The organism is Bacillus sp. FSL R9-9530 (assembly GCF_038008145.1).
Classification (GTDB): Bacteria; Bacillota; Bacilli; order Bacillales; family Bacillaceae_G; genus Bacillus_A; species Bacillus_A mycoides.
Genome location: NZ_JBBOYO010000002.1, coordinates 277,732 through 304,443, shown reverse-complemented (window position 1 = coordinate 304,443; position 26,712 = coordinate 277,732). Strand labels below are relative to the sequence as shown.

Here is a 26,712-nt window from a genome sequence, read left to right as displayed (position 1 = left end):
TTTATTATGACAACATTAAAAACAATTCACGTATCGATGTTTACAAAGATAAAACATTACATGTTACTTCTTACAAAGAGTGAACGAGTAGTAGAGGAAACACATCATGACTATGAGCTATTTCAATTTATGTGCAAGTTAGAGATGAATAACATATATGAAGCACTAGAAGGACAAGGGAATGATACCTATATTGATTTAAACGCGCATCAAGTATATGTACATACACTTATTGAGCAGGTGAATTTACTTCAATATGTTGTATCCATTGTGCAAGAGGAAGGAGTCGTTCATGCTACATCGATACTATTGATGCATTCATTTGACTTGTATACGGTGCATAGGATTACAAATTTATCGATTCCATTTCTACGGAATTTGGAGAATACACTATCAAAAGAAAATTAGGGGGATATAAAAATGAGTATTGTTATTGATATTGCAGAAGGAAAGAAGATTGTACCGCATATTGTATTAGTAGGGGCTGGAGGAAATGGAGGATTAATTTTACAACATATTGCCCAAATGATGAGTATTTTCCAATTAGATGGTGAAATTGTAGTTGCAGATCCAGATATCGTAGAAACCAAAAATCTAGGAAATCAACTCTTCATTCGACCTGATGTTGGTAAATACAAAGCGGAAGTACTGGCTCGTCGATATAAAGCTGGCTATAACGTTCCTATCTCTTCCTATACATCACAGTACATTGAAGACACAGAAACAATGCAGCAGTTGTTTGGTAATAAATACGATTTATTAAAAAAACAATATCAAGACGACTACTTGTATTTACCAATTGTAATTGGAGCAGTAGATAATATGTTTTCTCGTGAGGTCTTTCATCAATTCTTCCATCAATCGGATAATCTTATTTACATCGATGTAGGGAATACAGCTGTAACAGTTCCTGATAATTGGGGAGAAGTAGGTAAAAGACATTGGACACCTCAACAAATAGCCGATTATAAAAACAGTGGTTATAACGGTCAAGCAGTATGTGGGATTAAACTGAATGGCGAGGTCATTCTTTCTCCGCTTGGCGACTTATTCCCAGACGCTTTTATGAAGAAAGAAACGGCACCAAGTCAATTAAGTTGTTCCGAATTAGCTGCTTCAGAACCACAGCGCGTTATTACAAATAAATTCGCTGCCATGACTGTTGCACAATTCGTCAACGAACTCTTTGATGAAGGTACCGTATCGAATCACTATATCATTTTCCAAGCTCAAAAGGCTTTTATGAAAGCAGCACCAATTGGGGAGTAGTGATATAGGAGGGGACAAAATGAGAGTGTATCAATTAGATTCCACTCAATTACAACGTACATTAACACCGACAAACATGTGTAATGGTGTTCTTCAATACTATCAATATAAGAATTATGCCGTTGTATCTGTACTTGATTTATCAAAGCATGATTCCGAAATGATACCATTGTTTCTGGCTTGTTTAGCAGAGGCTCTAATTCATTTCAACCCAGATTCTTTTTTAGCTAAGGATGAATCTGACCTCTTATATTGGTGTAGAAAGAACTTCAAAGGATTTCATAGTATCTCTGACGATGGATTCTTACAAGATTTCAGGCAGGTATACGAATGTTATCAAGCATTGCAAAACGTTGGAAAACAAGAGAGAAGTATAAAAATAAATATGTAATAGCTAGGAGGAGAGAAACCCATGTATAATGTAATCAAACGTCAATATAATTCAATTATCCAAGAGGTGATTCGGATTAACGAAGAAGCACAAAGGGAACTGGACCTATTAGTACAAAAAATTCGTGAAACCGTGTCTTCTGTCCAAAAAATTATCCTTTTTGGCTCTCATGCCTATGGCACACCAAATGAAGACAGTGATTTTGATCTCTGTATTGTTGTGGAAGGTGTAGGAGCGAGAAAAAGGGAAGTCATTAATCGTATCAATTGGGGAATTTACGATGTAATGGAAACACCAGTTGATATTTTAGTGTATGGACCTGAAGAGTTTCAAGAACGTGCTAACCGTAATGTAACCATGGAGCATAAAATTGCACAAGATGGGAAGATCCTATATGAAAAATACTGAGGATCTAAAAGAGTGGGTATTTATCGCAAAATCTGATTTAGATTCTGCTAGTTACTTAACTCATATGAAACCTTTCCCTACTGCAATTATTTGTTATCATAGTCAACAATGTGTGGAGAAACTTCTAAAAGGATTTCTTGCACTAAATGGTAGAACAGTCCCTAAAACTCATAACCTTTTAATGCTGCACAAATCGTGTCGTAAATTAGATGAGGAATTCTCTTTGATTTTAGAACAGTGCGTGCAGCTGAATGGTTATGCTACAGACATTCGTTATCCGTATTTCGAAGCCCTTACCGTTCAAGATGGGTTAATGGCTATACAACATGCTCAAAAAGTAATGAGTTTTTATAAAGAGGCTTTAAACAAGCTAAAGCTAAATATAAATGAAATCGTAATCGATTAAGAATAGAGGAAATACGTAAAAGAGAGTGCCTTTAATGAGGGACTCTCTTTTTCTATCTAAAAAAAATAGAAATGACTCATCCAAAGGTGTTGGGTAAATACCCCATTCGAATAATATTAACTAAGATTATTTTTGTTAAATATTTAACCGTTTATAATTTCCCCACCATTCACGTGCAGAATTTGCCCTGATATGTAAGATGCATCATCAGAAGCCAAGAATACATAAGCAGGTGCCACTTCAAACGGTTGACCGGCTCGCTTCATAGGAACGTGGTCTCCAAATGTGGCAAGCCATTCTGGAGGCAAAGAAGATGGAATTAATGGCGTCCAAATTGGTCCTGGGGCCACACCATTAACTCGAATTCCTTTCGGTACCAGTGATAATGACAGCGAACGTGTAAATGAAACAATGGCTCCTTTAGATGAAGCGTAGTCAATTGCATCTTGATCTCCATGATAGGCACTAAGGGATGTTGTATTTATTATAGAGCTCCCTGAATTCATGTATGGAAGAGCGGCCTTCGTCAAAATAAACTGCGAAAAAATATTTGTGTGAAAAGTACTTGCTCGTTGGTTTGAATCTACATCAAGTAGATCGTTCTTTATGTATAGTACACCGGCATTATTCACCAAAATGTCAATACGACCATACTGGTGAATTGTTTGCATTACTGCTTGTTGGCAATGCTGCTCATACCCAATATCACCTGGAATGGTAATGCAACTACGACCATACTTTTTGACATAGAACTCCGTTTCTTTTGCATCACTATGTTCATTTAGGTATGAGATTGCTATGTCTGCACCCTCTTTCGCGAAGGCCACAGCGACAGCCCTTCCAATTCCACTATCCCCACCAGTTATAAGCGCTACCTTATTTATAAGTTTACCAGCTGGTTTATAATCGGGGTTATCAAATATAGGTCTAGGTATCATTAATGATTCAATGCCAGGTTTACTTTGTTGTTGAGGTGGGAAACCCATCATAATCACTCCTCTCTGAATTTTCATGTAATAAATGAAATTCTGGTATAGGTTATGATTATCATCAGGAAAATATATCCTCAACAAGGAATTAAATAGAGGAAGTGAAGGGGGGCTTAATACTGAGTGAAGAATAATGTACGACTATTTCATGAATATCGTTCCATAAATAGATATTTATATTTCTCAGCTGATATCTTAATATACAATTTATAATTTATTGTCTTAAACAAAGATAGTAAAATAAAATACAAAACATAAAAAATATATGGAGAAGTAACTCACTATGAGGGCAAAAATCGAAAATGGATGTAAAAACACTTTTGTCACAACAATGGGCAAGCTGCTTAGATGAAGAAGACTGGTTTCCGCCACTTGAAAAAGTGCTAAAGAATATTACTTTTGAAAAGGCAATTTGGAAACCGGAGGGGGAAATGAATTCCATTTGGGAATTAGTTTGTCATTTATTTTTCTATAAAAAGAGACTTCTGATGCGATTTCTTGGTAAAACAGCGAATGAACCCCAAGCAGAAGATAATGAATCTACATTTCGAAGACTATTTAACATCTTTTTATTGTAGTAAATGAACAAGAAAGAGGTTATTTACTACAGATTATCTAAACCATCAAATCAAAATGAGAGTTGTAAAGTGTTTAATTTACATGTAGAAAAATAAAAAACCACTTAGAGTGGTTTTTTAATCGCGCATTGCTCCTGCCTCACGGGAGGTCATTGCTCCTTGCCCTTGGCTAACATCTTTTTGAATTTCTTGTTTTACTTTTTGTGCATCAGTTCCCGCAAATTTTTGTTTCATATTAGAACCCAAATTTTCTTTGTCTTGTTGATTCTGTAGCATAAAAGTCCTCCTTTATTTATTGATTTAACAATCCTATTATTTACAAAAACACTTAGTATATTCCAAGGATTCGATTGAAATTCACTTAAAATAAAGGGACTTTCGTTTGAATAATAAACATATATTCGTTATTCAACTAACGTATGCGTTAGTTGAATATGACAAATGCTTTAAAAGATAGCCTGTATCAATAATTACTTGGTAATCATCGATACAGGCTTTATATTTCAATAACTAATCGTCTTTCTATATATTTAATTTAATATCCTTACTATCTTTACTGTTAATATTCATGTGTCTTTAATCTGTTGTATTGCTTTGAACGTGCTTGAGTTGAACTTGTTGTAAATATCGGAAATATCTTTTTAGAGATATCTTAGTTTTGAACCCCATTCTACTTACCAATTCATCTTCATTTATTCCTTGCTTAATAAGACGGAGAATAAATGTATTCCTCATCTGCTGTGCAGAAATACGCCTATTTACCCCCGCACGTTTTACTTCAAGTCGTATCATCTTTTGAACAGCAACCTCGGATAATGCTTTTGGTGCATCCTTTTCGTACACCCATCGATAAGTACCACGATTAAAATCAAATGCCACAAATAGGGGGTTATCTGTATGTTGTCGAGGTCTTACAGGTTCCGGAATAATCGTATAGTATTTGTAAAGTTGCTTTGTATCTTCATCAGTTAAGGAGACAATCCTAGTTACTCCACTTTCTCCCGGAACAATTAAAATGTTTCTAGCAAACTGTATATGGCTTATATTAATCGATACAAGCTTTTGCAAGGATAAACCATAGTTTACTACTAAATTTATTATACAAGCTAAATATCGATAATTAGAGGTCGATATTTAGCTTGTCTTTCTGTAAACCCCTTTGTCGAAAGTATAGTTTGTTTTAAAAGCTTTTCTTCCGCTTGGGTAATAAAATCATTATCACTTAGTGATTGATCTGGAATTAAAGAAAGTTGGATGTCATCTATTGGACTATTTATCCCTAAGAACATGTGAAATTTCTTTAGGACAACCCATATTCGGTGCCTTGTTTTAAGGGAATACTTACGTTTGTTTTCTAACTCCGAAAAATATGCTTGATAATATTCTCCAGATAGTTCATGCCATAATTTGATATGTGAAAGTATCTCATTTACTTCTAACCATCTATGAAAATCCTTAATATCGTATGAATAACGTTGGATCGTAGAGTGTTTTCGACCTTTTTCTGTTAAATAAGCAGAAAAAGCTTCTAATGTTTCTTCTAAGCTAATTGCCTCGTTCATTATAATCACCTAATTTCTTTGGGTATATTATAACAGGAAATAGGTGAAAAACCTGCTACCGCCCTCTGCTACGCATGGTTGCTGGCATATCAAAAACGCAAACGGACAAACACCTCTTTGCATTTTTGATATGTTGATTATTATTTACAAAGCCATATGAATAAGGCTATCATAATACTCCAAAAAGGGAATACTAATAATAGTCCCCCAAAAATCCCTTTAAAAAATCTAATTTCGCTATATTCATTCATTGCTATATTAGTTGTATTCTTTAGTACGACCATGTTTAATCCTCCAATTTTTAATTGATTATAAAATGAAAAAAGGACAAACCTCGTCCTGGTAGGGATACGTAGGTTTGTCCTTTAGTATGTGGGTAATGATATGTTTAATTACCATTATTATAACTGAATTAACAAATATTTTCAATTAGGTCTGACATCTTATTAACAATCATACTAGTAATAATAAAATCTATTATAAATATATATCTTATATATTAAAAAGAAATAAAGATAAAACTTTTATAGGTTATCAAAAATAGGGAAAAGACCTACTCCCACAAGGGGAAATTTGATGTTAGAGCATAAAAAATCATAAATGCTAGAAAATGTATCCGTAGATTCAATGATTATTAGACTTTCAAATCTACAAAAAAGCAGAAAGAAAAGCATATGTTGCTACATGAAATCGGAAAGAAATTGATACAAATCACATTATATTTATTCAACCGTGGAAATAGGGTTTATTTTCTTTATTTTGGTAAATAGAGCGGTATCTAGCGTCCAATTATCCACATTTTGTTCAGATAATGTAGTTATTTGTTAACATTACTCAGTATTTACACATAACTCACATTATTATTGATGATTTTTATTAGATAAATGCAACGACACTAGTATTCTCAAGGATATTGGGGAAATATTATTCACATTTGATCATATTTGTCCTCATATCCACTATTTTTATAAATATCTTTTTGATTTTTTGTAGATATAAAATCGGATGTTTTACTACAGATGAAGAATATTCAATGTGTAGTGTGGAGATTCTTCTATAGGTAGAAGAAGATTTGTATAGAAATGTATAAAAAAAGACTCCATTTTACATGAAGTTCTTCTGATTTGGTATTTATAAATAGAGTAGTAGAAAAGGGATGTTAATGAAACAAACACGAATAGCCCTCCACTTTCGATTTTTTCAAAAATAGAGAGCTCGTTGCAATTATTTTATTTCCATTGCGGTTAGCACCTGATCTGGAGCTGTTATTGTTACACCAGCACGTACTAAACGTTCGAATGTACGCATAAACTCTAGTAAATTAAACTGTTTTGGTAGTTCAATAACACGAAGTTTTTCTTGTGGCAGCTTATCAATTGCCTCGATAAACCATTCACGTACATCACTTGGAATCGTGCGTTCTTTATGACCACGAACTTTTAATTTTTCACGCATTGCAATTTCTAAAGCGATATATGCATGGAGATTCACTCCTTGATCATATGCATATTTTCTAAATAACGTTTCTTCCTGGTATTTTAGATAATTACGGTGATAAGACTCTTCCGTCACTGGTACCGCAAACTTCTGCTTCAGTAGTGCATGCACATTTTTAAACATCTTCTTAATGTTGCGAAGAGAGTACATGGAATAATGTAGACCGAAATTAAAGACAGCTTGTTCACGGTCACTATTTCTCTCTTTTGGTACATGTTGCGCAATAAGAGGGTAGATGCCTTCTTTCGCCGCAGTATCAAGAATTTGATATTGAGATGTTTGATGCAATAATTTTTTCAATGTATATACAATTTTCGTTGGGTATCCTTCTTTTCGATCAACCATGTCACGAAGTCCACGAATTACACCACGAATTTGACGATGACAAGTATGCTTTAATACATGAATGAACTTATTCATGTCTGAAGACAGTTCACCGATATTCATTTCTTGTAGAACTGATTCGATGAATTTTGCTTTACGAGCATAGGTAGCTTTTGGTGTAAATGGATCCCTGTGTTGTTCTTCTCCAGATTCTTTCGTACATAAGAAGTCCGAATGGATAGATAGATATAAGGTTGTATATCGTTTTGTATGCCTTACACCTTTTTGCATTTTGCAAATTTTGAATAGGGGATTACCCGTACATGGTAAAGCAGTTGTTAATTCTTCGATAACCGCACGGATTTGGTGCGGATATTTTTTATGTAAGAAACGATACATCCCACCAAAGTGAGTTTTGTTGCCCCTTTCGTCCTGCTTGTCTAAAGAACGCTTTAACGTTGTTTCGGTATGTTGTTGCATAGCAATGTCTAAGAATAGTTTCTTAGCTGCTACAGATAGCTTAAAGAAAGCCTTTGTAAATACAACAGGACTAATATATACGTACGGATTTGCTTTTTCTGTTTCCTCATTCATAAAATGAGTGAGTTTGATTGTATATCGGCCATCTACTCCATTTTCAACGGAGATAATGTTATGTAAGTTTAATTTCTTTAAAGCGATATAGAATTGAGAGTGCTGGATGTATGCAAACTCTTCTTTGTATTGCTTGTAATCTTCCCACATCATATGTATTGTTACATTTGGAATGACACCATTTGTATAGCATTTTTTATGTAGATATAAGAACACTTCAAGATCAGCATTCGTAATACCATATAATTTATGTTTTCTTCCTGTTTTTTCTGCAAGTGCAGACATTGCACGACGTGAAAAAGATGGTTTCGCTTGTTCGACAAAGCCTTCTACATCCGCAATACGTTCTTCGTATGTCATGTGCTGCAGAATATCTTCTAAATATGTATCTTTATAGCTGTAGTACTTCTCCTCAAATGTTTCCACAAACTTTTGCCAAGATTTTAGTGTTACTAACACAGCATTGGTTGTTTTTCCATTTAAGCTACGCTGATTTTGAATAATAAATGATTTCCCCATCTTTTTCACCTCCGTTCTGCAAATTCAGAAATATATGTCAAAATACTATAAAATATACCAATTTTGATTATAGCAAATCGAAAAATGGTGAAAGGTGCTCCTTTAAGAAGAAAGATAGCAACTTGCAACAGCTTATAAAGCTAGGTGTATCAAGGGATATGAGAATTCTATTAATTTTTTTTGTGTTAAGGATACCGCAAACGTGTTGCAAGTTGAATTATATGTATAAGAATAAGTAAAAAAGCATCTCCACACTTGATATATAAGGGATTAGATTGAAAAAGACAAAAAAGTTAGGGTAAGGATACCGCAAACGTGTTGCAAGTTAAGAAGTACGCTTATTAATCATGAAATATAACGATTATCGTTGATGTGATAGGTTTAATTAGATTTGTATGGATTACGATAGGGTGAGGATACCGCAAACAGTGTTGCATCTTATGCGAAAAATAAGGGTAAGGATACCGCAAACGTGTTGCAAGTTGAATTATATGTATAAGAATAAGTAAAAGCACCTAATTCCTTGATATATAAGGGATTAGATTAAAAAAGACAAAAAAGTTAGGGTAAGGATACCGCAAACATGTTGCATTTTATTTGAATAACTTGTTGTAAGTATAAAAAAATCACTCGAAAATTTAAAAATAGAACGATTTTTTGTGTAATGTATTAGGTTGAGAAAAAAATATACTGTTGCAAGTTAGACGAAATAGGGTAAGGATACCGCAAACATGTTGCAAGTTGTAGAGTAAAGGAAAGAAAAGCGCAAAAGGAATGCAAGTAAAGAGGAATAGGGAAAAGAAAGAGCAAACGTGTTGCAAGTTGTAGAGTAAAGGAAAGAGAAGCGCAAAAGGAATGCAAGTAAAGAGGAATAGGGAAAAGAAAGAGCAAACGTGTTGCAAGTTGTAGAGTAAAGGAAAGAAAAGCGCAAAAGGAATCAAGCAAAGAGGAATAGGGAAAAGAAAGAGCAAACGTGTTGCAAGTTGTAGAGTAAAGGAAAGAAAAGCGCAAAAGGAATCAAGCAAAGAGGAATAGGGAAAAGAAAGAGCAAACGTGTTGCAAGTTGTAGAGTAAAGGAAAGAAAAGCGCAAAAGGAATCAAGCAAAGAGGAATAGGGAAAAGAAAGAGCAAACGTGTTGCAAGTTGTAGAGTAAAGGAAAGAAAAGCGCAAAAGGAATCAAGCAAAGAGGAATAGGGAAAAGAAAGAGCAAACGTGTTGCAAGTTGTAGAGTAAAGGAAAGAAAAGCGCAAAAGGAATGCAAGCAAAGAGGAATAGGGAAAAGAAAGAGCAAACATGTTGCAAGTTAAGGAATTAAGGAGAAGAAACCGCAAAATCTTGTAAATATCTGTTACAATAAATTAAATATAATAGTAGTAAAGATTTTTATGATGAAAACTACTTTGTTGTGATCCATGGTTTAGGGAGGAATATAAAGTGGATAACTTATTACAAATGTTCCGAGATGCATTGCTAATCTCTGAGCCAATTTATAAAACGAACGAGCTATTATGGAATAAGTGGAATGCGTACTTTAAAGATGTTGAAAATAATAATAACAAAGTACTAACCTCACACTATGCTTCTCCATCATTTACTGCATTAGTATCTTGGTTAGAGAAAAAGCAAGAATCCGGAATTACATTAGTACAAATTTATGCGAAGATTGATTCTTATAAGGAAGAAATATATAAGGAAATTGAAGAGTATATAGAAAAAGAATTTCAGAATGTAGCGCATTCAAATTCCATAATATTAGAAAATGATCAAAATATAGATAAGACAAATATAGTGAACCATGAGGATTATTACGAAGTAAATAATTCTGCTGTTTATTATAAACTAAGAGATGGAATTGCAAAGAATCAATTTGAAGAAGATGAAAAAAGTAAAGTCCTACAGTATCCCATTGAAACGAAGTCTTCTAATGGTGTAGCTCAACTTTCTTCACACAAAGACGAGGATTTAAGACTTACAAATACTGAAGAATCAGCTCGATGGAATACCCTTGTTGATGATGTAATGAGTAATATGGATGATTTAACGGCAGACTGTTTAGATGCAATTACAATACAGTGGATAAATGAGGCAAAATCTCCAGATGAATTCATTGATTTTTCATATGAGCAAGTTTTAGAGATGTGCAATATTCCAAAGACAGTCGTCAAAAATAAAGAATATTATCGAGCGGAAGATAAAATTAAAATAGCAAAGAGAATTGCGGCTTTAGCAAGTATTTTTATCTATTTAAATGATGATAATGAGGTCGTAGTACTAAACGATCGTGATGACGAAGGAGAACGAGTAGAATTAAAGCGTGAGGTTATTAAAAGGTTATTTGTTTTAGATTCGGTTGTATTGTGGAGACATAGTGTTACAAACGAATATATGGGGATTGAATCTTGTCGTATTAAGCCAGGTAGTTTTTTAACGAATTATTTATACGGATCAAATAATACAACAGCATTATTGTCAAAAAAAGCACTTGAATACAATAGTTATAGACATAAATATCATAAAAGGTTAATTCGATATTTAACATGGCAATGGAGAATTAGACAAATGTATTCATCATTGAAAAAGCCATATTCTATAGGAGGGGACAAGGGTTTACTATCAGTAATGGATATTCCAAAAGATTGGAAGCCGAATCGTATTAGAGAACAGTTAGAAAATGTTCTAATGGATTTAGAAAATGAAAAAGTAATCTCTCATTGGCAGTATAGTGATCCTCTGGATGAACAACAAATTGGGAAACGTAACTGGTTTAAAAATTATTACTCTAACTTAGGAATAACTATTTTACCGCCTGAGGAAATGTTACAGTCAATGGATAGGGGAATAGGAAAGAAAGTTATAGAGGAACCACAAGAACAATTACCTGTAGTGACAGTTGTTGAAGAAGTTAAAGAGACTGTAGAACCAGTCGAACAAAGAGAGAAGAAAATCCGTGATCAAATATTGAAAGTGCATAATGAAAAACATGTAAGTATTCGAGAAATAGCTGATGAAGTTAGTATTTCTCCGTCGACGTTATCTAGATTTTGTAATCATAAAACAAAACGATTGTCTAAAAAAGCATTAGAAAAGTTAACGAAATGGTGTGAGAGACAAGAAATACTAGAAAAAATGTAATGTAGACTAAAAACTACTCTTAGAAATAGCGAAAATGAAAATACACATACATTATGTATGTGTATTTTATTTAGCATAATAGATGATAGGAACCACCTACTGCATTTTAAAATGACTATTGATATTGTCTTGTGAGAATGAATTCATTTAATATATTAGTTAAAAGGGGGAGTATTGAAAATGAAATTAAATAATTGGGATGAAATTAGTATTGAAAAAAGTACAAGCATTGGTAAAGAAGAAATGGAGTTATTATTACTAGCTGATCCTTCATCAGAAGTAGTTAATGGATACCTTAAACAAGGGGACTGTTTTGTTTTAAAAAAGGATACTATTACTGTGGGGATTATGATTTTAATTCCTACTCGTCCTGAAACAATTGAAATTATAAACATAGCAGTTTCTGAAAAAGAACAGGGAAAAGGATATGGGAAATATTTGCTTGGGTTTGCTATAGACTATGCTAAAAAAGAGAAATATAAAACCATAGAAATAGGGACGGGAAATTCTAGCTTAATGCAATTAGGCCTTTATCAAAAATGTGGGTTTAGAATAACAAATGTGGATAGGGGTTTTTTCTTACGCAATTATGAAGATGAAATATATGAAAATGGTATTCAGTGTATAGATATGATTAGGTTAACGCAATATTTATAAGAAAATTAAAAAGTAATCATATATCAAAAATCGTAACTCTCAGTTGATTGATGAGATGTTACGATTTTTTATTTTGAATAATGTAAACCTTAACCCTTCATTAAAAAATGAAGTATGTGAGACGGCTGGAATCGAATTGTAAATTCTTTTAATGCAACTTTATATTTAGAAAAGGTATATCTTTTATAGTTTTAATTTCAAAATGTTTTTATTATTCAGACAGATGTTTTTCTATTAATTTCAATAAAAAGTAAAAACAGTAAAAATTATTACAGTTAATAATAAGTTAATACTCTTATTAACAAATTGATGAGTTATATTTTTCGAATTAAAAGAGAGGAAATTCTTTCTTTTTTGAGGGAGGTTCTTAATAAATGCAGCTATAACAAGTATTATGTTGTTTTAACGATATAAGAATATAGTTTTTTTAGATTAATATTTTTATAAAAATAAAATTTATTCTACATTGAGAAAGTAAAAATAAGGAAAAAAATGATTGAATCCCATAAAATAACATGTGAATATTATAGATATATAAAATACATCGAAATTCTAGATCATTTTTATAAATCTAAATGTGCAACTAATGAGGAGGAATGATAGTGTTAATGATTTAGTTTGTTTCATTATTCAATCATTTACGTACATCTATGGGCTTTCATAACGCGCAATTATCTTTTACTGGTAAGAATTTTAATATCAAATTTCTAGGGAAGTGATAAGTAATGGTCACTGTATTAAATAATGAAATTAAAAAAACATTAGTTGAAAAAATTGTAAATAAAAGTGCGTGTATTGGGTATATTGGTCTAGGATATGTTGGACTACCATCGGCTCTTAAATGTTTAGAAGTAGGTTATACGGTAAGAGGATTCGATAAAAACCTCACTAAAATAGAAAAATTAGAATGTGGAACAAGTTATATCAGTGATATTCAGGATACTGAAATTCAAGACGCTTTACATACAAATAGATTTTTTATTAGTACAGAAATGAATTATATAAATGAATGTGATGTTGTTGTTATATGTGTTCCTACTCCTTTAGAAAAAGATAGTAAACAACCAGATTTAACATATATTCATTCAGCAGTTAATGAATTAGTCAAATACATTAGAAAGGGTACATTAATTATTCTAGAAAGTACTACTTATCCAGGTACAACAAGAGAAGAGATTTTATATAAATTAGAACATGAAACTAATTTTGAAATTGGTACAGATATTTTTGTAGCATACTCTCCAGAGAGGATTGACCCTGCGAATAAGTCATTTTCAATCCAAGATATTATTAAAATTGTAGGTGGAGTTACGCCTAATTGTACAGATTGTGCTGCAGCCTTTTATAGTCACCTAATTAAGGGGATTCATAAGGTTAGTAGTCCAGAAGTGGCAGAGACAGCGAAGTTATTAGAAAACACTTACCGTTTTATAAATATTGCTTTTATTAATGAAATGACACAAATATGTAATGAATTAAACATTAATATTTGGGAAGTAATTGATGCCTCTGGGACTAAGCCGTTTGGATTTCAAAAATTCTATCCAGGTCCTGGTGTAGGAGGACATTGTATTCCAATTGATCCTATATATTTTAAATGGATTGCAAATAATAAAGATTTAGCAACAAAAATGATTGATGTAGCACAAGAAATTAATGAAAATATGCCTAAGTATATTATTAAGCGGGCATTACAGTTGCTACAGGATAAAGATGGAAAGAATGTTCTTATAATTGGCGTTGCATATAAAAAAAATGTTAACGATGCCAGAGAATCGTCAGCTTTGGATATTATGAATGGTTTAATGCTAGAAGGGTATAACGTCGATTACCATGATCCATTTATTGAGGAGCTAATTGTGGACAAGCATAAAATAAAAAAATCGATAGATTTAACTACGAATGCATTAAATAAATACAATTTAATTATTGTTCATACGGATCATGATTGCATTAATTTTAATTTGCTCAATGAGGAAAATTGCTTAATTTTAGATACAAGAAACATATTTAAAGATGAATCAATATATAAAAAAAATATTATATGTTTGTAGGTGATTATATGGTAGAATTTATTCCTTTTTATCGACCAGAAATAAATGATGAAGATGTTGAGGGAGTTATTCGTGCTCTTAAGTCTGGATGGCTTTCAAAGGGGCCAAAAGTGATAGAGTTTGAAGAGAATTTAAAAGAATATCTAAATACTGAACATGTAGTAAGTTGCAATTCAGGGACTGCGGCGTTACATTTAGCGTTATTGTCTTTGGGGATTGGATTAGAAGATGAAGTAATAGTTCCAAGTTTTACTTTTTGTTCAAGTGTAAACGTTATTATGCATGTAGGTGCAAAACCAGTATTTGTAGACATAGATGAAGAGGATTTATGTCTTGACCTCCATGATGTTAAAAGAAAAATCACGAAAAAAACTAAGGCTATTATTGCAGTTCATTTTGCTGGATACCCAGCCAAATTAAAAGAACTTCAAAAGATATGTAAAGAACACGGGTTATTTCTGATAGAGGATGCGGCTCATGCATTAGGAACTAAGTATGATGATACTTTGATTGGTACACATGGAGATATTATTTGTTTTAGTTTTTATGCTACTAAAAATATAACAACAGGTGAAGGTGGAGCGTTAGTCACTAAAAATGAGGAGATTGCTGAAAAAGCTAGATTATATGGTTGGCATGGCATCACCAAGAATGCATGGAATCGTTATGGCGAAAAAGGAAGTTGGCGTTATGATGTTCTATTACCTGGATTTAAGTATAACATGATGGATCTACAAGCTAGCTTAGGTATTAGTCAGTTAAAAAGAGCTGATGAAATGATTGAAAAACGAAAGAGAATAGCGGAAATATACCAGGAAGAATTAAAAGAAATCCAAGAGTATATAACATTACCTAACTATGTAAACAATCCAAGTATAAAACATGCATGGCATTTATTTGTTATAAAGATTAATCCTAATTCTCCTATCAGTAGAGATCAGATGATTCAAGAAATGAAAAAGAGAAATATTGGGCTGAGTGTTCACTTTATTCCCGTTCATATGCATCCATATTATCAAGAGAGATTTAATGTACATTTACCCAAAACAGAAGAAGTATTTGATCAAATTATTTCATTACCATTGTATAGTGCACTTACAGAAAATGAGGTTGAACATATCGTTACATCTTTAAAAAGTTTATACCAATTAAAGGTAGGGAGGTAAATATTTATGAAGATAGGAGTTATTGGTGGCGGTGGATTTATTGGTAAACATGTTACAAAGGAGTTAATAGCAAGAGGTTATGAAGTAATTATATTTGATAAATTTAAACCAAGTATTGATGTTCCTTTTGAAGAAATTGATATCTTAGATATTGCGACATTAAGAGAAAAGCTTATTAATGTGGATGGAGTCATACATTTAGCTGCATTAGTAGGTGTTGATAATTGCCGTTCAAATGAAGAAGATGTAGTAAGGGTGAATTTTGAAGGTACGAAAAATATTGTAGAAGTTTGTATAGAAAATGGAATAGATAAGTTATTATTTTCTTCTAGTTCCGAGGTGTATGGGGATGGTGTGAGTGTTCCGTTTAAAGAAAATGATGTCAAAATTCCCAAATCAGCTTATGGAAAAGCTAAATTAATGTCAGAAGATTTTTTGAAAGAATATGCTAATAATAGTTTTAAAGTCAGAGTGGTACGTTATTTTAATGTATACGGTTCACAACAAAATGAAAACTTTGTGATTTCTAAGTTTTTAAAACAAGCTCATAACGGCGAAAATATGACTATTTATGGGGACGGGCAGCAAATTAGATGCTTTAGTTATATTAGCGATATTGTTAACGGAACGATATTAGCATTTGAATATGAAGGAGAGAATTTTGCAGATTTTAATATAGGAAATAACAAGCCTATATCTATGGAGGAATTAGCGGGGAAAATCAATGAGTTAATGGGAAACAAAAGTGAAATTGAATTTCTTAATTTAGGAGATGAGGGAGTAAGAGATTCTAACATAGAAATATTCAGAAGAATCCCTTCAATAGAAAAAGCTCAATTATTATTAAACTATCAACCAGTTATTTCATTAAATAAAGGGTTAGAGATAATAATAGAGGAGAAATATGGAAACACAGTATCTATATCCTAAAAACCCAAAAAAAATTAAGTATCCAATATATCCTTCTTTTTGGAGTATATTTGATCATATATATTTTTTGAAAAGTATATATAGATCCAATCATTCTAATCTAAAAGAGAGTTTACAAACTCTCTACCCTAATTCCGAAATTATATTAACTAATAGTGGTTCGTCGGCATTAGTAGCAGGGTTAAAGTATCTAAAGATAAAAAAAGAGGATGAAGTAATTTTATCAAATTTTAATTGTCCTAATGTAATAGAGGCAGTATTAACAGTAGGAGCAAAACCTGTATTAATTGATGTGACTACTGATTACTCACTTTCTCTTAATAAAATAAAAAAATATTCAAATGAAAATACAAGAGCAATTATTCTTACACATGTGTATGGATGTCATGAAGATTTAGAGGTTATTAATTGGGCCAGAGACAATGATATTTATATAATTGATGATGCAGCACAAGCAATGTTCTCTTATCAAAACGAAAAATTAATTGGTAGTTTAGGTGACATTGGAATTTTAAGTTTTGGGGGAACTAAACCCATCCCAAGTATAGGGGGAGGAGCATTACTTCTTAATCGTACGGTAAATGACTTGTGTGATATGGATGAAGAAAAGAAAGAAGAAGTGCTTTTAGATTATAAAAACCACCTGAAAACGCAATTAGCTATAAGAATTAAGAAGAGTAGGCTATTGAGTTTATTTACTGATTACTGGGAAAAGTCAGGGATTCTTCCTTCTTATAATGATAGCAAATTGGATTCTTTGCCAGAGGAAACGGAAGTTATATATCCAAAAACAATGTCCACATTACGCTCATTGCTAATTGATAAACACTTAAAGAGAACGAAAAAGATTTTAGAAATTAATATATGTAATGCCAGTTTGTGTTATACGATGCTGCAATCAATTGAAGAAAAGTACGGGGTAAAGATTATATTTTCAGCTCAGAATGTTTATTTGAACTATTTCACTATTATTTTCAAAGAACCCTCTGATAGGTATGAGTGTTCCGTATATTTGGCGGAAAAAGGAATACAAACTTGTTGGAATTATCTACCTCTAGGTGAAATCCCTATCTTTTCCAATTATGCCACAGAGTCAAAAAATATAGAATTTTTATGGTCTAGAGTATTATCAATACCTTTTAAATATCCTTTAAGGAAAAAAGATCTTAAGTATATATGTAGTCAAATTCTAATATATTTAGAGAAAAAGAAGTAAAAGGTGATTATATGGAAATCGAAATATGTACTGATGCCCAATATTGGGATACTTGTATGGAAGAATATAATGGTTCCGTATTCCATTGTTATGAATGGGGAAAATTAATGGAATTATTACCTGGTGTTCAATTTTTTCCAGTATTAATAAAAACAAGAGGTACAGTAGTTTTATCTCCTATATATGTACAGGATGGTAGGGTGCTGGGAAGTTTAATTGGTTATGGAGGCCCTGTAATCATTGGCCAAGATAAAATAGATTTTGCATTTTATGAATCGATAATAAATAGGAAGTTTGAAAATAAAATTCAAAAACTTTTATTACCTATAACAATAAATCCTTTTCAAAGTTATAGTGATGAAAAGTGGGAGTATAAAGAAACTTATATGTTAGATCTACCAAATAATTTTGAGGATTTATGGACATCGTGTTCAGGAAAAGCTAGGACAAGTGTTAGATATGCCCGTAAACAGAGTGTTGAAATTCGGCCTATAGCCTTAGAAGAATTAGATGAATTTTACAATTTATATCAGGAACATAATAACAGTATAGGAGCGAGTTATTCATTTAGTAGAGAGTTTTTTTATTATTTATTTATTAATTTAAAAGAAAGAATCTTTTTCTTAGGAGCATTCTTAGAAGAAGAACTAATTAGTTCCAGTATATTTATAATGGATAAACAAGTTTTATATTACTGGATTAATATTAATAATATCAAAGGGAAAAATACACAATCTTCATACTTACTACTAAATGTTGCGTTTGAATTAGCAATTCATAATAAATTAAAGTATGCGGATTTAGGATATTCACATAATAAAGGGATTGCTAGACCTAAGATATACTGGGGAGCAGCTTTGAAAAAATGTTTTTGTTTAAAAGAGAGGATTTAAACTATGATTATTAGTGGCCACCAACCAAGTTATTTACCTTGGCATGGTTTTTTTGAAAAAATTCATAAATCTGATGTGTTTGTATTTCATGATATAGCACAATTTGAAAAGAAAGGTTTTTTAAATAGAAATCGTATTAAAACTTCCCAAGGAGTATCCTGGTTAACGGTTCCGATGCAAATGAAAAATTATAAAGAAATCCCATTGAATAAGTTAAAGATAGATAATACACAAGATTGGGAGAGAAAGCATTGGAAGACAATAAGAATTAATTACTCTAATGCGCCCTATTTCAATGTATACAAGGATTATCTAGAGGGTTTTTATTCAGAAAAATGGGACAATCTTAACAGTCTAAATATGAATTTTATTCATTTTATTATTCGAGAACTAAATATTGATACGGAATTATATTATGCATCAGAGCTAGAGGGTATTACAGGGAAAAAAAGTGATTTTGTACTAGAGCTTTGTCAAAAGTTTAATGCCAGTACTTATTATTCCGGAAGTTTAGGTCAAGATTATTTAATAGAAAGTGATTTTGAGCATGAAAATATAGAAATCATGTACCAAAGGATAAGAGAGTATTCTTATCCACAGTTATTTGGTGAGTTTATACCGCATTTATCTATGCTAGATGTTTTATTAAATTGTGGTCCAGAGGAAACAGAAAAATTAATTAAAGGAGTTTAAAATCATATGAATGTACTAGTATTTGCTGCACACCCGGATGATGAAATTATTGGTGTTGGTGGAACAATAGCAAAACACGTGAAACAAGGTGATGATGTACATGTTGTAATCCTTGCAGAGGGGAAATCTTCGAGATCTAAAGAATACAGAGAACTAGATTTAGAGGTTAAGAGCCTGTCTTATAAAGAAACGGAGGGGGCATGTACTACACTTGGTGTAACAAGTTTTGCGAGATTAGATTTTCCTGATAATCGTCTTGATACATTGCCATTACTCGATGTTGTAAAAGAAATTGAAGAGCACATTAATAAAATAAATCCTACGATTATTTATACTCAATATGGTGGAGATATAAATATCGATCATACTGTTGTTTATAGAGCAGTGATGACAGCTACACGACCTCTACCAAATAGTAATATTAAATGGGTGTTTGCATATGAAACCTTATCTTCTACTGAGTGGAATTATAATGAGAAAGATAAGTTTCTTCCTAATTATTTCGTAAATATTGAAGAACATTTGGAGGCAAAATTAAATGCAATGAAACATTATGAATCGGAGTTAAGGGAATTTCCTCACCCACGTTCAATAGAAGCAATGAAGCACAATGCTTTTGTATGGGGAGCAAAGTCAGGATATAAAGCGGCTGAAGCATTTATGTTAGTAAGAGGAACATGGTAGGTGAAGAGAATATGTTAATACCGCAGGTACCATTCTTTGGATTAGATAGCAAACAAATTGATTTAAAATGGGTTGAACAAGGTTATGGATTAGAAGCAAATATTTTTGATGGAGAATCTTTACATGATAAGTCATATACAACAAAGTTTTCAGATGTACTTTCTTTTGTTCAAACACTTAATCCATCTTTATTAACCTTGCATTTTCCAACTGATAATGCAGACTATTTAAATAGTGAATTTATAAAAAAACAGTTATATGAGTTTATTAATCTTGCTATAAAATATAACGCAGCAGGTATAACAGTTCATGCTAATCAATTTATGAACATAGCAGAATTTCAAAAGTATAATCTTATTGATAATAGAAAAAAAATTATAGAGTTCTTTAAAATGATAGATGAGGAAATAAAAGGAACCAATATATGGATAGGTGTTGAAAACTTACCCATCATTGGAAACTTAGGTGATGACTTTGATCCTATATTTGTATACCCAGAAGATTTTAATGACTTGGTAAATTTAGATTTATCTAATGTTGGAATAACGTGGGATATATGCCATTGGTCTATCACTTATCTTACACGTCTAGGTATTTCTAAATTATTAAGACAAGAGGAAATTGAGTATAAAGACTTTCATAAGTATATAAATTTAATGGATCATATCAAACATTTACATTTTAGTTCTTTTAAACATTTGACGATTCCTTATAGTGAGGTACGCTGCTTTGAGGGAGAAATTCCGACTAATGGTTCTATTAATGAAAATTTATTACATGAAACTTTATTAAAAGTAAATAATCAAGTTTCAAGTAGAAATATAGGAATTGTATTTGAAGTACAGGAGACTGATTACACAAATAGAGTGAAATCATGGGAGACTCTTAATTGGTTCCAAAAGAATATTACTGGCGTACAAGCAAACTCGAATTTTTTAAAGATATAAAAGGAGTTACTGCTTTAATATCATAACAAGTAATTTGAGTTAGAGATGATTTTAATGAACCTTTTCTTCTAAATAAGTATGTTAGGAGGGAAGGTTTTACTATTAATGTTTCCTAATAAAAGGGAGGACAAATGAAAAAATTAACTATTACCCAAAAAAACATTGTAAGTTTTGGAATTCTATTTCTTTTCTTTTTTAGTAATCCACATGGAGAACCAGTAAAAGTAAATGCTATGGTTAATAATAATCTGTATTCTCCTGTGACAGAACAAGTTCGTGCTAATCGTGCCATTGAGCATATACGTTTTCTTTCTGAAAAAATTGGTCCACGGCCAAGTGGGACTATGCAAGAACATAGAGCAGCTAAATACATTGGAGATACATTGCAGAAATTAGGATATGAGGTTGAGTATCAAGCATTCCCTGTACCTGATCAATATATTGGAAGTATTTCTTTTAGTATGTATGGGGAAAAAGATTGGCAGGTTGGGGCAGCATCTAATGCATTTATATCTACAAATCCAGTGGTTGGCTCGGTAGTTTTTATAGGAAAAGAAACCAATATTAATAGTTTATCTGAGTCGATCCATGGGAAGATAGTATTATTAGAACAAGCCGATACTATTGAAAAATATAATGAACAGGTTGAGCATGTAGCAATAAAGGGAGCAAAGGGTGTGTTGTTATATAGTACGATTGGGGATAGAGGGAACTATGGAGAAGCTTTTAATCCAGTTTTAAAAAAGAAACAATCGATACCTGTATTTGGGCTTGCCTATAATCAGGGGATTAGAATGAAAGAAAAGTTATTACATAATCACAATGTAGTCAGTTTAAAGGCAAAGCAAGAAGTAAATTTACGCTCATCAAATGTTATTGCGAAAAAAAAGCCTAAACATACGACAGGTGATGAGGAAGTAACAATAATGAGTGCTCATTATGATAGTGTTATTGGGGCACCTGGAGCAAACGATAATGCTTCTGGAGTAGGGCTTTTATTAGAGTTGGCTTACAATTTTAAGGATATAGAGACTAATAAAGAAATTCAATTTATTGCTTTTGGAGCGGAAGAAAATGAATCTTTAGGAGCTTATCATTATGTTAATCAGTTATCTGCTAAAGACAAAACACGTATTCGAGGAGTGTTTAATGCAGATATGATTGCAACAAGTTATCATCAGGCTAAGGATTTATATGCAATGACGTTAGATGGATCTCAAAATGAAGTAACAAATACTGCTGTAGCTACTAGTAAAGAATTGAGGAAATCGGTTGTGTTAACTGGAAAGTTTGATTCTAGTGATCATGTACCATTTAATCAAGCTGGAATTCCCTCTGCTTTATTTATATGGATGGATGTAGAGAGTTGGGATCCTCTTATTTATCATGTTGAAAGGGTTTTCCATACACCTCAAGATACCGTTTTAGAGAACATCTCGGCTCAACGTATGCAAGATGCACTGGAGATTATTGGTACGAGTTTATATTATTTTATCAAAAAATAAGTATTTTTATGAATTGGTAGCTTATTTTGCTAAATTTAGATTTTGGTAAAAGTGTTATAAAGCTCTTTACGTAATAAAAAATATACAGTGAGCATAGGTGAGGTATATATGAGAAGTACATGGAAAGAGTTCAAGGGGATGGACCTTAATGTATGGATTCGCTTTATTGGAGAAGCTTTAAATGGTATTGCAATGATGATGTTAATGCCATTTTTCGCATTATATTTAAAGGATAAAGTAGATTCTTTGCTTGAGGTAGGTGTGATCATAGCTTTATCTCCAATTGCAGCAAGTATAGGCTCGTTAATTGGAGGACATATAGCAGATACTTATGGCCGGAAACCAACTATGGTACTCTCTATGGCTAGTAATGGGTTATTAATGCTGTTTTTTTTGTTCATAGATGGTTTTATAGCATATGCAATCTTATCTATCGGTTTAGGGTTATGTAACTCTTTTTTTGAACCAGCCGCATCTGCAATGGTTACGGATGTAACAGAACCAGAAAAAAGAACTGAGGCATATGGATTACTTAGAATGGCTCATAATATAGGAGCAGCGATAGGTCCTATAATTGGCGCAGCAGTTGTAGTTGTATCAAAAGATGTCATCTTTTTGATTACTTCTGGAACCATGCTGTTTTATACAATATTAATGGTACTGTTTTTAAAGGAAACAAAACCTAAAAATGTCATGATACATGAAGAAACACCTGAAAATTCAATAAGATCCACATTAAGAGTTGTTATAAGGGATAGGATATTACTTTTCTATATAGTTACAGGAATCATTATATTTATGGGATTCTCGCAATCGGAAGGTATGTTACCGCTTCATTTTAGTAATGAGAAGACAATGATTTTTGGAAATAGTAATCCATTTCCATATTTAATGACGTTAAATGGCCTATTAGTTGTTTTTTTTCAATTTCCCATTTCAAAATGGTTAACTCACAAATCGATTGGGAAATCAATGCTATATGGCGCAATTCTTTTTGGTATTGGTCTTTTGGCAATAGGATGGTTACCAAAGTGGTTTCAAGTAATAAACACAAACGATTTAGTTATTTTAGTTTCATTATTAATAGCTTATACAGTTTATACTTTAGGAGAAATGATTATGTCACCTGTCCAAATGACTTTCGTTGCTAATTTAGCTCCAGAACATTTGAGGGGTACTTATATGGGAGCCGCTAATCTGCAGTGGATTACAGGTAATATATTAGGGCCTCTTTTAGGCGGTTTATTACTGGAGCATCTTCTAGGGCATATATTATTTACAATCTTAGGTGTGGGATGTGTTATGTCTGGATTTGTTTACTTATTATTAGATAAACTTGTTGAGAATAGAAGTAAACAGATACCTATAAAACAAACATCTTAATTTTAAAAGTGTTATCAAGTTGAAAAAAATTTCTATTTTATGAATTAAGTAAAGCGCACGTTTATTAACAATAAACGTGCGCTTTGCTTATTATCATTTATAATGTATTGAAATTAATTCATACATAGTAACTTTGACAGGCTACGGTTTTAATATGATAAAAATTAATTTGATTCTTCTTAGTCGACTACAATCAGATTTCTTGTCTTATCGATATGGTTAATTAACATACGATACTCTTCTTCGTATGTAGTTAACCGTTGGAGAAGGGATTTATTCTCTGCCGTTAAATATTCAATTTGCTGTTGTAAATCGTTCACTTCACTCACTGCTTTATAATTTTGTAGAAAGATAATAATGTCATCTAATGTAATAGATAAAGAGCTTGTTTCTTTTGTTTGTTGGATGGGGGACTTGTTATTTCCAGTTTTTTGATTTTGTTTAGCCTGTTGTATTTCTTCTTCGTATTGTTTTCGTACGCATGAGTTCCAACGAAATCCGCAAGCAGCAGGTGTCCTAGCTAATTGCTTAGCTACCTCTTTAAATGCAGCTAATTGTGTTCCACCGTCACGAATATTTTGAAGTACTATTGTTGCGAGAAGTGAATCGTTATCGTTAGTCCAGGAATCTTGTCTTGAAATTACCATTTTTCAATCCCCCTTATATGCCTTTTATTACATATATGCAATTACTTAAAATGATAGAAGCCCAACTTCTCTTAAAATGTAAAGGTTTTATACTTAAATAAGAGATCGGTTTAATATGAGGAGAATAAGACTCATATTAAAATAATTAGGAGTAAGTTGATAGAAGTATATACTCTTTAAAATGCGAAATTGCATAAAAAATAAGGTTGACTATTTATTATAGCTGTAACTATAATGGTTACAGATATGCAACTAAAGTAATAGATTTGATGGCATGAACTAGTTGTATTAATGATATATAAGTGAATATTAAAAAATGAATGGAGTTGAAAATATAACCCTTAATATAAGACACTTGTAAGAAAAAGAAGTTAGGTAATCTATAGTTTTTTATAATCATATATAAATTAAAAGAGGTGCACGATTTGAAAATTTTTAAGGGAATTCTAGTTTCTTCAATTGCATTAACAGCATTTAATGGGGTGGGCGGACTACTCCCAAGTGAAAAATCAGAAGTTGCCTACGCAGCTAGTTACGATTATTCAAATAAGCAATTGAATTCTATTGTACATAAGCAAGTTACTAAACAATTAATTTTGAAATTTAAAAATGAAGCAAATTTGCCATATCAGGATGGGATAGAAAAATTCATTAAAGAAGAAAAACAAGACCCTGAATTAATTGGAATTTTAGCCGAATATCAAAATGTAACTATAAATCGACTTTTTAGTTCTTTAAATCCTAAAGAAATTAAAAATCTAGGTAAAGAAATAAAAGACTCTGATCATATTTCTTCTAATTTGCTAAACTATTATATTGTAGAAACCCAAGGTGATATTGATGTACAAGCATTGCTTGTAAAATTTGAGAAATCATCTCTTGTTGAAACGGCATATTTACAGGAAGAAGAAGCTCCACCTGAAGAGCGTTTATCCAATTTATCAGTTAATCCATATGATGAACCTAGACTTACAAGGCAAGGTTACCTTGAGCCAGCACCATTAGGAATCAATGCACCTTATGCCTGGAGTATAAAAGGTGGAGATGGAAAAGGAACAACTTTTGTAGATATGGAGTATGGCTGGTTATTTAGTCATGAAGATTTAGTGAATCAGAAGATCGAATTGATGTCCGGACAGAACAAGAGTGAACACCATGATCATGGTACCTCAGTCTTAGGAATTGTTTCTGCAGAAGATAATAACATAGGTGGAATTGGGATTGCACCAAAAGCTAAGGTAAAGGTTGTATCTCAGATTAGAGACAACGGTATGTATAATACAGCTGATGCTATATTAAGTGCGGTTAACAATATGCAAGCTGGAGATATTCTTTTATTAGAAGCTCAAGCAACTTATGAAGGATATGGAGATAAGAACTATCTTCCTGTAGAAGTAAAACCGGATATATTTGATGCAATTCGTCTGGGAACAAATAAGGGAATTATTATTATTGAAGCAGGTGCAAACGGCGGAAATGACTTGGATCAATTTAGAGACCGTAATGGTAAACAAGCTTTAAATCGTAATAGCCCTGATTTCAAAGATTCAGGGGCGATTATGGTTGGAGCAGCTTCTGCAAGGGTCCCTCATAAACGTTCATATTTCTCTAATTATGGTAGTAGGGTAGATGTATATGGATGGGGGAATGCAGTGGATACAACAGATGCTAAACCACGTGAATTTATGACAAATCTATATACTTCTAGCTTTAGTGGAACATCTAGTGCATCACCTATCATTGCTGGTGCTGCTGCATCAATTCAAGGAATTGCAAAAAATAATCAGGGAAAAGTATATACACCAAGCCAGCTTAGGAATATTTTAAGTGATCCTAGTACAGGAACGAAATCCAATGATCCAGCCTCTGATAAAATTGGTGTTTTACCTGATTTAAAAGCCATTGTATCTAAACTTGGCTTTTCGCCAAACTTAAGCAATGATTCTTCCATTGTATTTCCAGAGGAACAAGAAATAAATAAAGGGAATGAAGGGAATGAAGGAACTACTATTACATTCCCGAAAGAGGATTCCGCTAATAGTGAAGGGAACTCTAACTTCATTTTCCCAGAATAATTGTAGAAATACTTTCTATTTAGTATAAAGGAATCTTATGTAACTAGTTGCTTATGATACTAGTGAGATAGGCTCTTATGTGTAATAGCATAAGAGCCTGTTTGTTGTACTTTTAACTAAAAGAGAAAAATGCTTTAATCAATTTTTTCAAAATGACTTCTATTTATTTTTATAAGAGTTCACATAATTGTT

General features: G+C 32.2%; 23 protein-coding genes and 1 pseudogene. 19 read left to right on the top strand and 5 right to left on the bottom strand.

What is annotated here, in order from left to right:
* Window positions 1-6 precede the first annotated feature (6 nt).
* From MKX66_RS29315 to MKX66_RS29295, 5 genes are read left to right on the top strand one after another with little or no spacing between them, the layout of a single operon-like run.
* The gene (locus MKX66_RS29315; RefSeq protein ID WP_326996305.1) at window positions 7-408 is read left to right on the top strand and encodes a hypothetical protein; all 402 of its coding nucleotides are present in this window, start codon (window positions 7-9) and stop codon (window positions 406-408) included.
* 12 nt (window positions 409-420) lie between these two features.
* Window positions 421-1,269: a ThiF family adenylyltransferase gene (locus MKX66_RS29310; protein WP_326996304.1), complete on the top strand. Its 849-nt coding sequence runs from the start codon at window positions 421-423 to the stop codon at window positions 1,267-1,269.
* A gap of 19 nt (window positions 1,270-1,288) precedes the next feature.
* A complete protein-coding gene (locus MKX66_RS29305) occupies window positions 1,289-1,660 on the top strand; it encodes a hypothetical protein (protein WP_326996303.1) in 372 nt (123 codons plus the stop codon).
* Between the two features lie 21 nt (window positions 1,661-1,681).
* Window positions 1,682-2,068, top strand: coding sequence for a nucleotidyltransferase domain-containing protein (locus MKX66_RS29300; protein WP_341088001.1), 387 nt, complete (start codon window positions 1,682-1,684; stop codon window positions 2,066-2,068).
* On the top strand, window positions 2,055-2,474 hold the full coding sequence (locus MKX66_RS29295) for a HEPN domain-containing protein (RefSeq protein WP_326996301.1): 420 nt from the start codon (window positions 2,055-2,057) through the stop codon (window positions 2,472-2,474). Before MKX66_RS29300 ends, MKX66_RS29295 begins: the two co-directional genes overlap by 14 nt.
* Before the next feature lie 143 nt (window positions 2,475-2,617).
* Here MKX66_RS29295 and MKX66_RS29290 read toward each other — a convergent pair whose 3' ends face one another.
* A complete protein-coding gene (locus MKX66_RS29290) occupies window positions 2,618-3,460 on the bottom strand; it encodes an SDR family oxidoreductase (RefSeq protein WP_193653448.1) in 843 nt (280 codons plus the stop codon).
* Between the two features lie 305 nt (window positions 3,461-3,765).
* Here MKX66_RS29290 and MKX66_RS29285 point away from each other — a divergent pair, with 305 nt between their 5' ends.
* Window positions 3,766-4,041 (top strand): DinB family protein, encoded by a 276-nt coding sequence (locus MKX66_RS29285; protein ID WP_242312071.1) that lies wholly within the window; start codon window positions 3,766-3,768, stop codon window positions 4,039-4,041.
* Between the two features lie 117 nt (window positions 4,042-4,158).
* Here MKX66_RS29285 and MKX66_RS29280 read toward each other — a convergent pair whose 3' ends face one another.
* The 3 genes and pseudogenes from MKX66_RS29280 to MKX66_RS29270 all read right to left on the bottom strand — a co-directional run bounded on the left by MKX66_RS29280 (window position 4,159) and on the right by MKX66_RS29270 (window position 8,537).
* Window positions 4,159-4,317 carry a hypothetical protein gene (locus MKX66_RS29280; protein ID WP_172805467.1) on the bottom strand — a complete coding sequence of 53 codons (159 nt, stop codon included), beginning with the start codon at window positions 4,315-4,317 and terminating at the stop codon, window positions 4,159-4,161.
* 300 nt (window positions 4,318-4,617) lie between these two features.
* Window positions 4,618-5,603, bottom strand: a pseudogene (locus tag MKX66_RS29275) (tyrosine-type recombinase/integrase).
* 1,224 nt (window positions 5,604-6,827) lie between these two features.
* Window positions 6,828-8,537 carry a hypothetical protein gene (locus MKX66_RS29270; RefSeq protein WP_326996300.1) on the bottom strand — a complete coding sequence of 570 codons (1,710 nt, stop codon included), beginning with the start codon at window positions 8,535-8,537 and terminating at the stop codon, window positions 6,828-6,830.
* A 1,435-nt stretch (window positions 8,538-9,972) separates the two neighbouring features.
* Here MKX66_RS29270 and MKX66_RS29265 point away from each other — a divergent pair.
* The 12 genes from MKX66_RS29265 (at window position 9,973) to MKX66_RS29210 (ending at window position 23,798) form a co-directional block, all read left to right on the top strand.
* Window positions 9,973-11,670: a helix-turn-helix domain-containing protein gene (locus MKX66_RS29265; RefSeq protein WP_326997913.1), complete on the top strand. Its 1,698-nt coding sequence runs from the start codon at window positions 9,973-9,975 to the stop codon at window positions 11,668-11,670.
* A 180-nt stretch (window positions 11,671-11,850) separates the two neighbouring features.
* A complete protein-coding gene (locus MKX66_RS29260; protein WP_326997914.1) occupies window positions 11,851-12,327 on the top strand; it encodes a GNAT family N-acetyltransferase in 477 nt (158 codons plus the stop codon).
* 725 nt (window positions 12,328-13,052) lie between these two features.
* Entirely contained in the window at window positions 13,053-14,381 is a 1,329-nt protein-coding gene (locus tag MKX66_RS29255; protein ID WP_341087993.1) for a nucleotide sugar dehydrogenase, read from the top strand.
* A gap of 8 nt (window positions 14,382-14,389) precedes the next feature.
* Entirely contained in the window at window positions 14,390-15,547 is a 1,158-nt protein-coding gene (locus MKX66_RS29250; RefSeq protein ID WP_002068789.1) for a DegT/DnrJ/EryC1/StrS family aminotransferase, read from the top strand.
* 6 nt (window positions 15,548-15,553) lie between these two features.
* Window positions 15,554-16,477 carry an NAD-dependent epimerase/dehydratase family protein gene (locus MKX66_RS29245; RefSeq protein WP_341087991.1) on the top strand — a complete coding sequence of 308 codons (924 nt, stop codon included), beginning with the start codon at window positions 15,554-15,556 and terminating at the stop codon, window positions 16,475-16,477.
* Window positions 16,452-17,693 carry an aminotransferase class V-fold PLP-dependent enzyme gene (locus MKX66_RS29240; RefSeq protein WP_341087990.1) on the top strand — a complete coding sequence of 414 codons (1,242 nt, stop codon included), beginning with the start codon at window positions 16,452-16,454 and terminating at the stop codon, window positions 17,691-17,693. The genes MKX66_RS29245 and MKX66_RS29240 overlap by 26 nt, the downstream gene beginning before the upstream one ends.
* A gap of 11 nt (window positions 17,694-17,704) precedes the next feature.
* Complete coding sequence (locus MKX66_RS29235) at window positions 17,705-18,586, top strand: peptidoglycan bridge formation glycyltransferase FemA/FemB family protein (protein ID WP_341087989.1); 882 nt, start codon at window positions 17,705-17,707, stop codon at window positions 18,584-18,586.
* Window positions 18,587-18,589: 3 nt separating this feature from the next.
* Window positions 18,590-19,279, top strand: coding sequence for a WbqC family protein (locus tag MKX66_RS29230; protein WP_341087987.1), 690 nt, complete (start codon window positions 18,590-18,592; stop codon window positions 19,277-19,279).
* Between the two features lie 6 nt (window positions 19,280-19,285).
* The gene (locus MKX66_RS29225; protein ID WP_078205764.1) at window positions 19,286-19,963 is read left to right on the top strand and encodes a PIG-L deacetylase family protein; all 678 of its coding nucleotides are present in this window, start codon (window positions 19,286-19,288) and stop codon (window positions 19,961-19,963) included.
* Between the two features lie 11 nt (window positions 19,964-19,974).
* Window positions 19,975-20,910 (top strand): endonuclease, encoded by a 936-nt coding sequence (locus MKX66_RS29220; RefSeq protein WP_341088160.1) that lies wholly within the window; start codon window positions 19,975-19,977, stop codon window positions 20,908-20,910.
* Between the two features lie 131 nt (window positions 20,911-21,041).
* Window positions 21,042-22,415 carry a M28 family peptidase gene (locus MKX66_RS29215; RefSeq protein WP_341087986.1) on the top strand — a complete coding sequence of 458 codons (1,374 nt, stop codon included), beginning with the start codon at window positions 21,042-21,044 and terminating at the stop codon, window positions 22,413-22,415.
* A gap of 108 nt (window positions 22,416-22,523) precedes the next feature.
* Window positions 22,524-23,798 carry an MDR family MFS transporter gene (locus MKX66_RS29210; RefSeq protein ID WP_002068800.1) on the top strand — a complete coding sequence of 425 codons (1,275 nt, stop codon included), beginning with the start codon at window positions 22,524-22,526 and terminating at the stop codon, window positions 23,796-23,798.
* Between the two features lie 179 nt (window positions 23,799-23,977).
* On the opposite strand, the gene MKX66_RS29205 is transcribed toward MKX66_RS29210, so the two are convergent.
* Window positions 23,978-24,445: an RsfA family transcriptional regulator gene (locus tag MKX66_RS29205; RefSeq protein ID WP_002068801.1), complete on the bottom strand. Its 468-nt coding sequence runs from the start codon at window positions 24,443-24,445 to the stop codon at window positions 23,978-23,980.
* A gap of 425 nt (window positions 24,446-24,870) precedes the next feature.
* Between MKX66_RS29205 and MKX66_RS29200 the strand changes: the two genes are divergently transcribed.
* On the top strand, window positions 24,871-26,520 hold the full coding sequence (locus MKX66_RS29200) for a S8 family peptidase (protein WP_341087985.1): 1,650 nt from the start codon (window positions 24,871-24,873) through the stop codon (window positions 26,518-26,520).
* The last annotated feature ends 192 nt before the right edge of the window (window positions 26,521-26,712 follow it).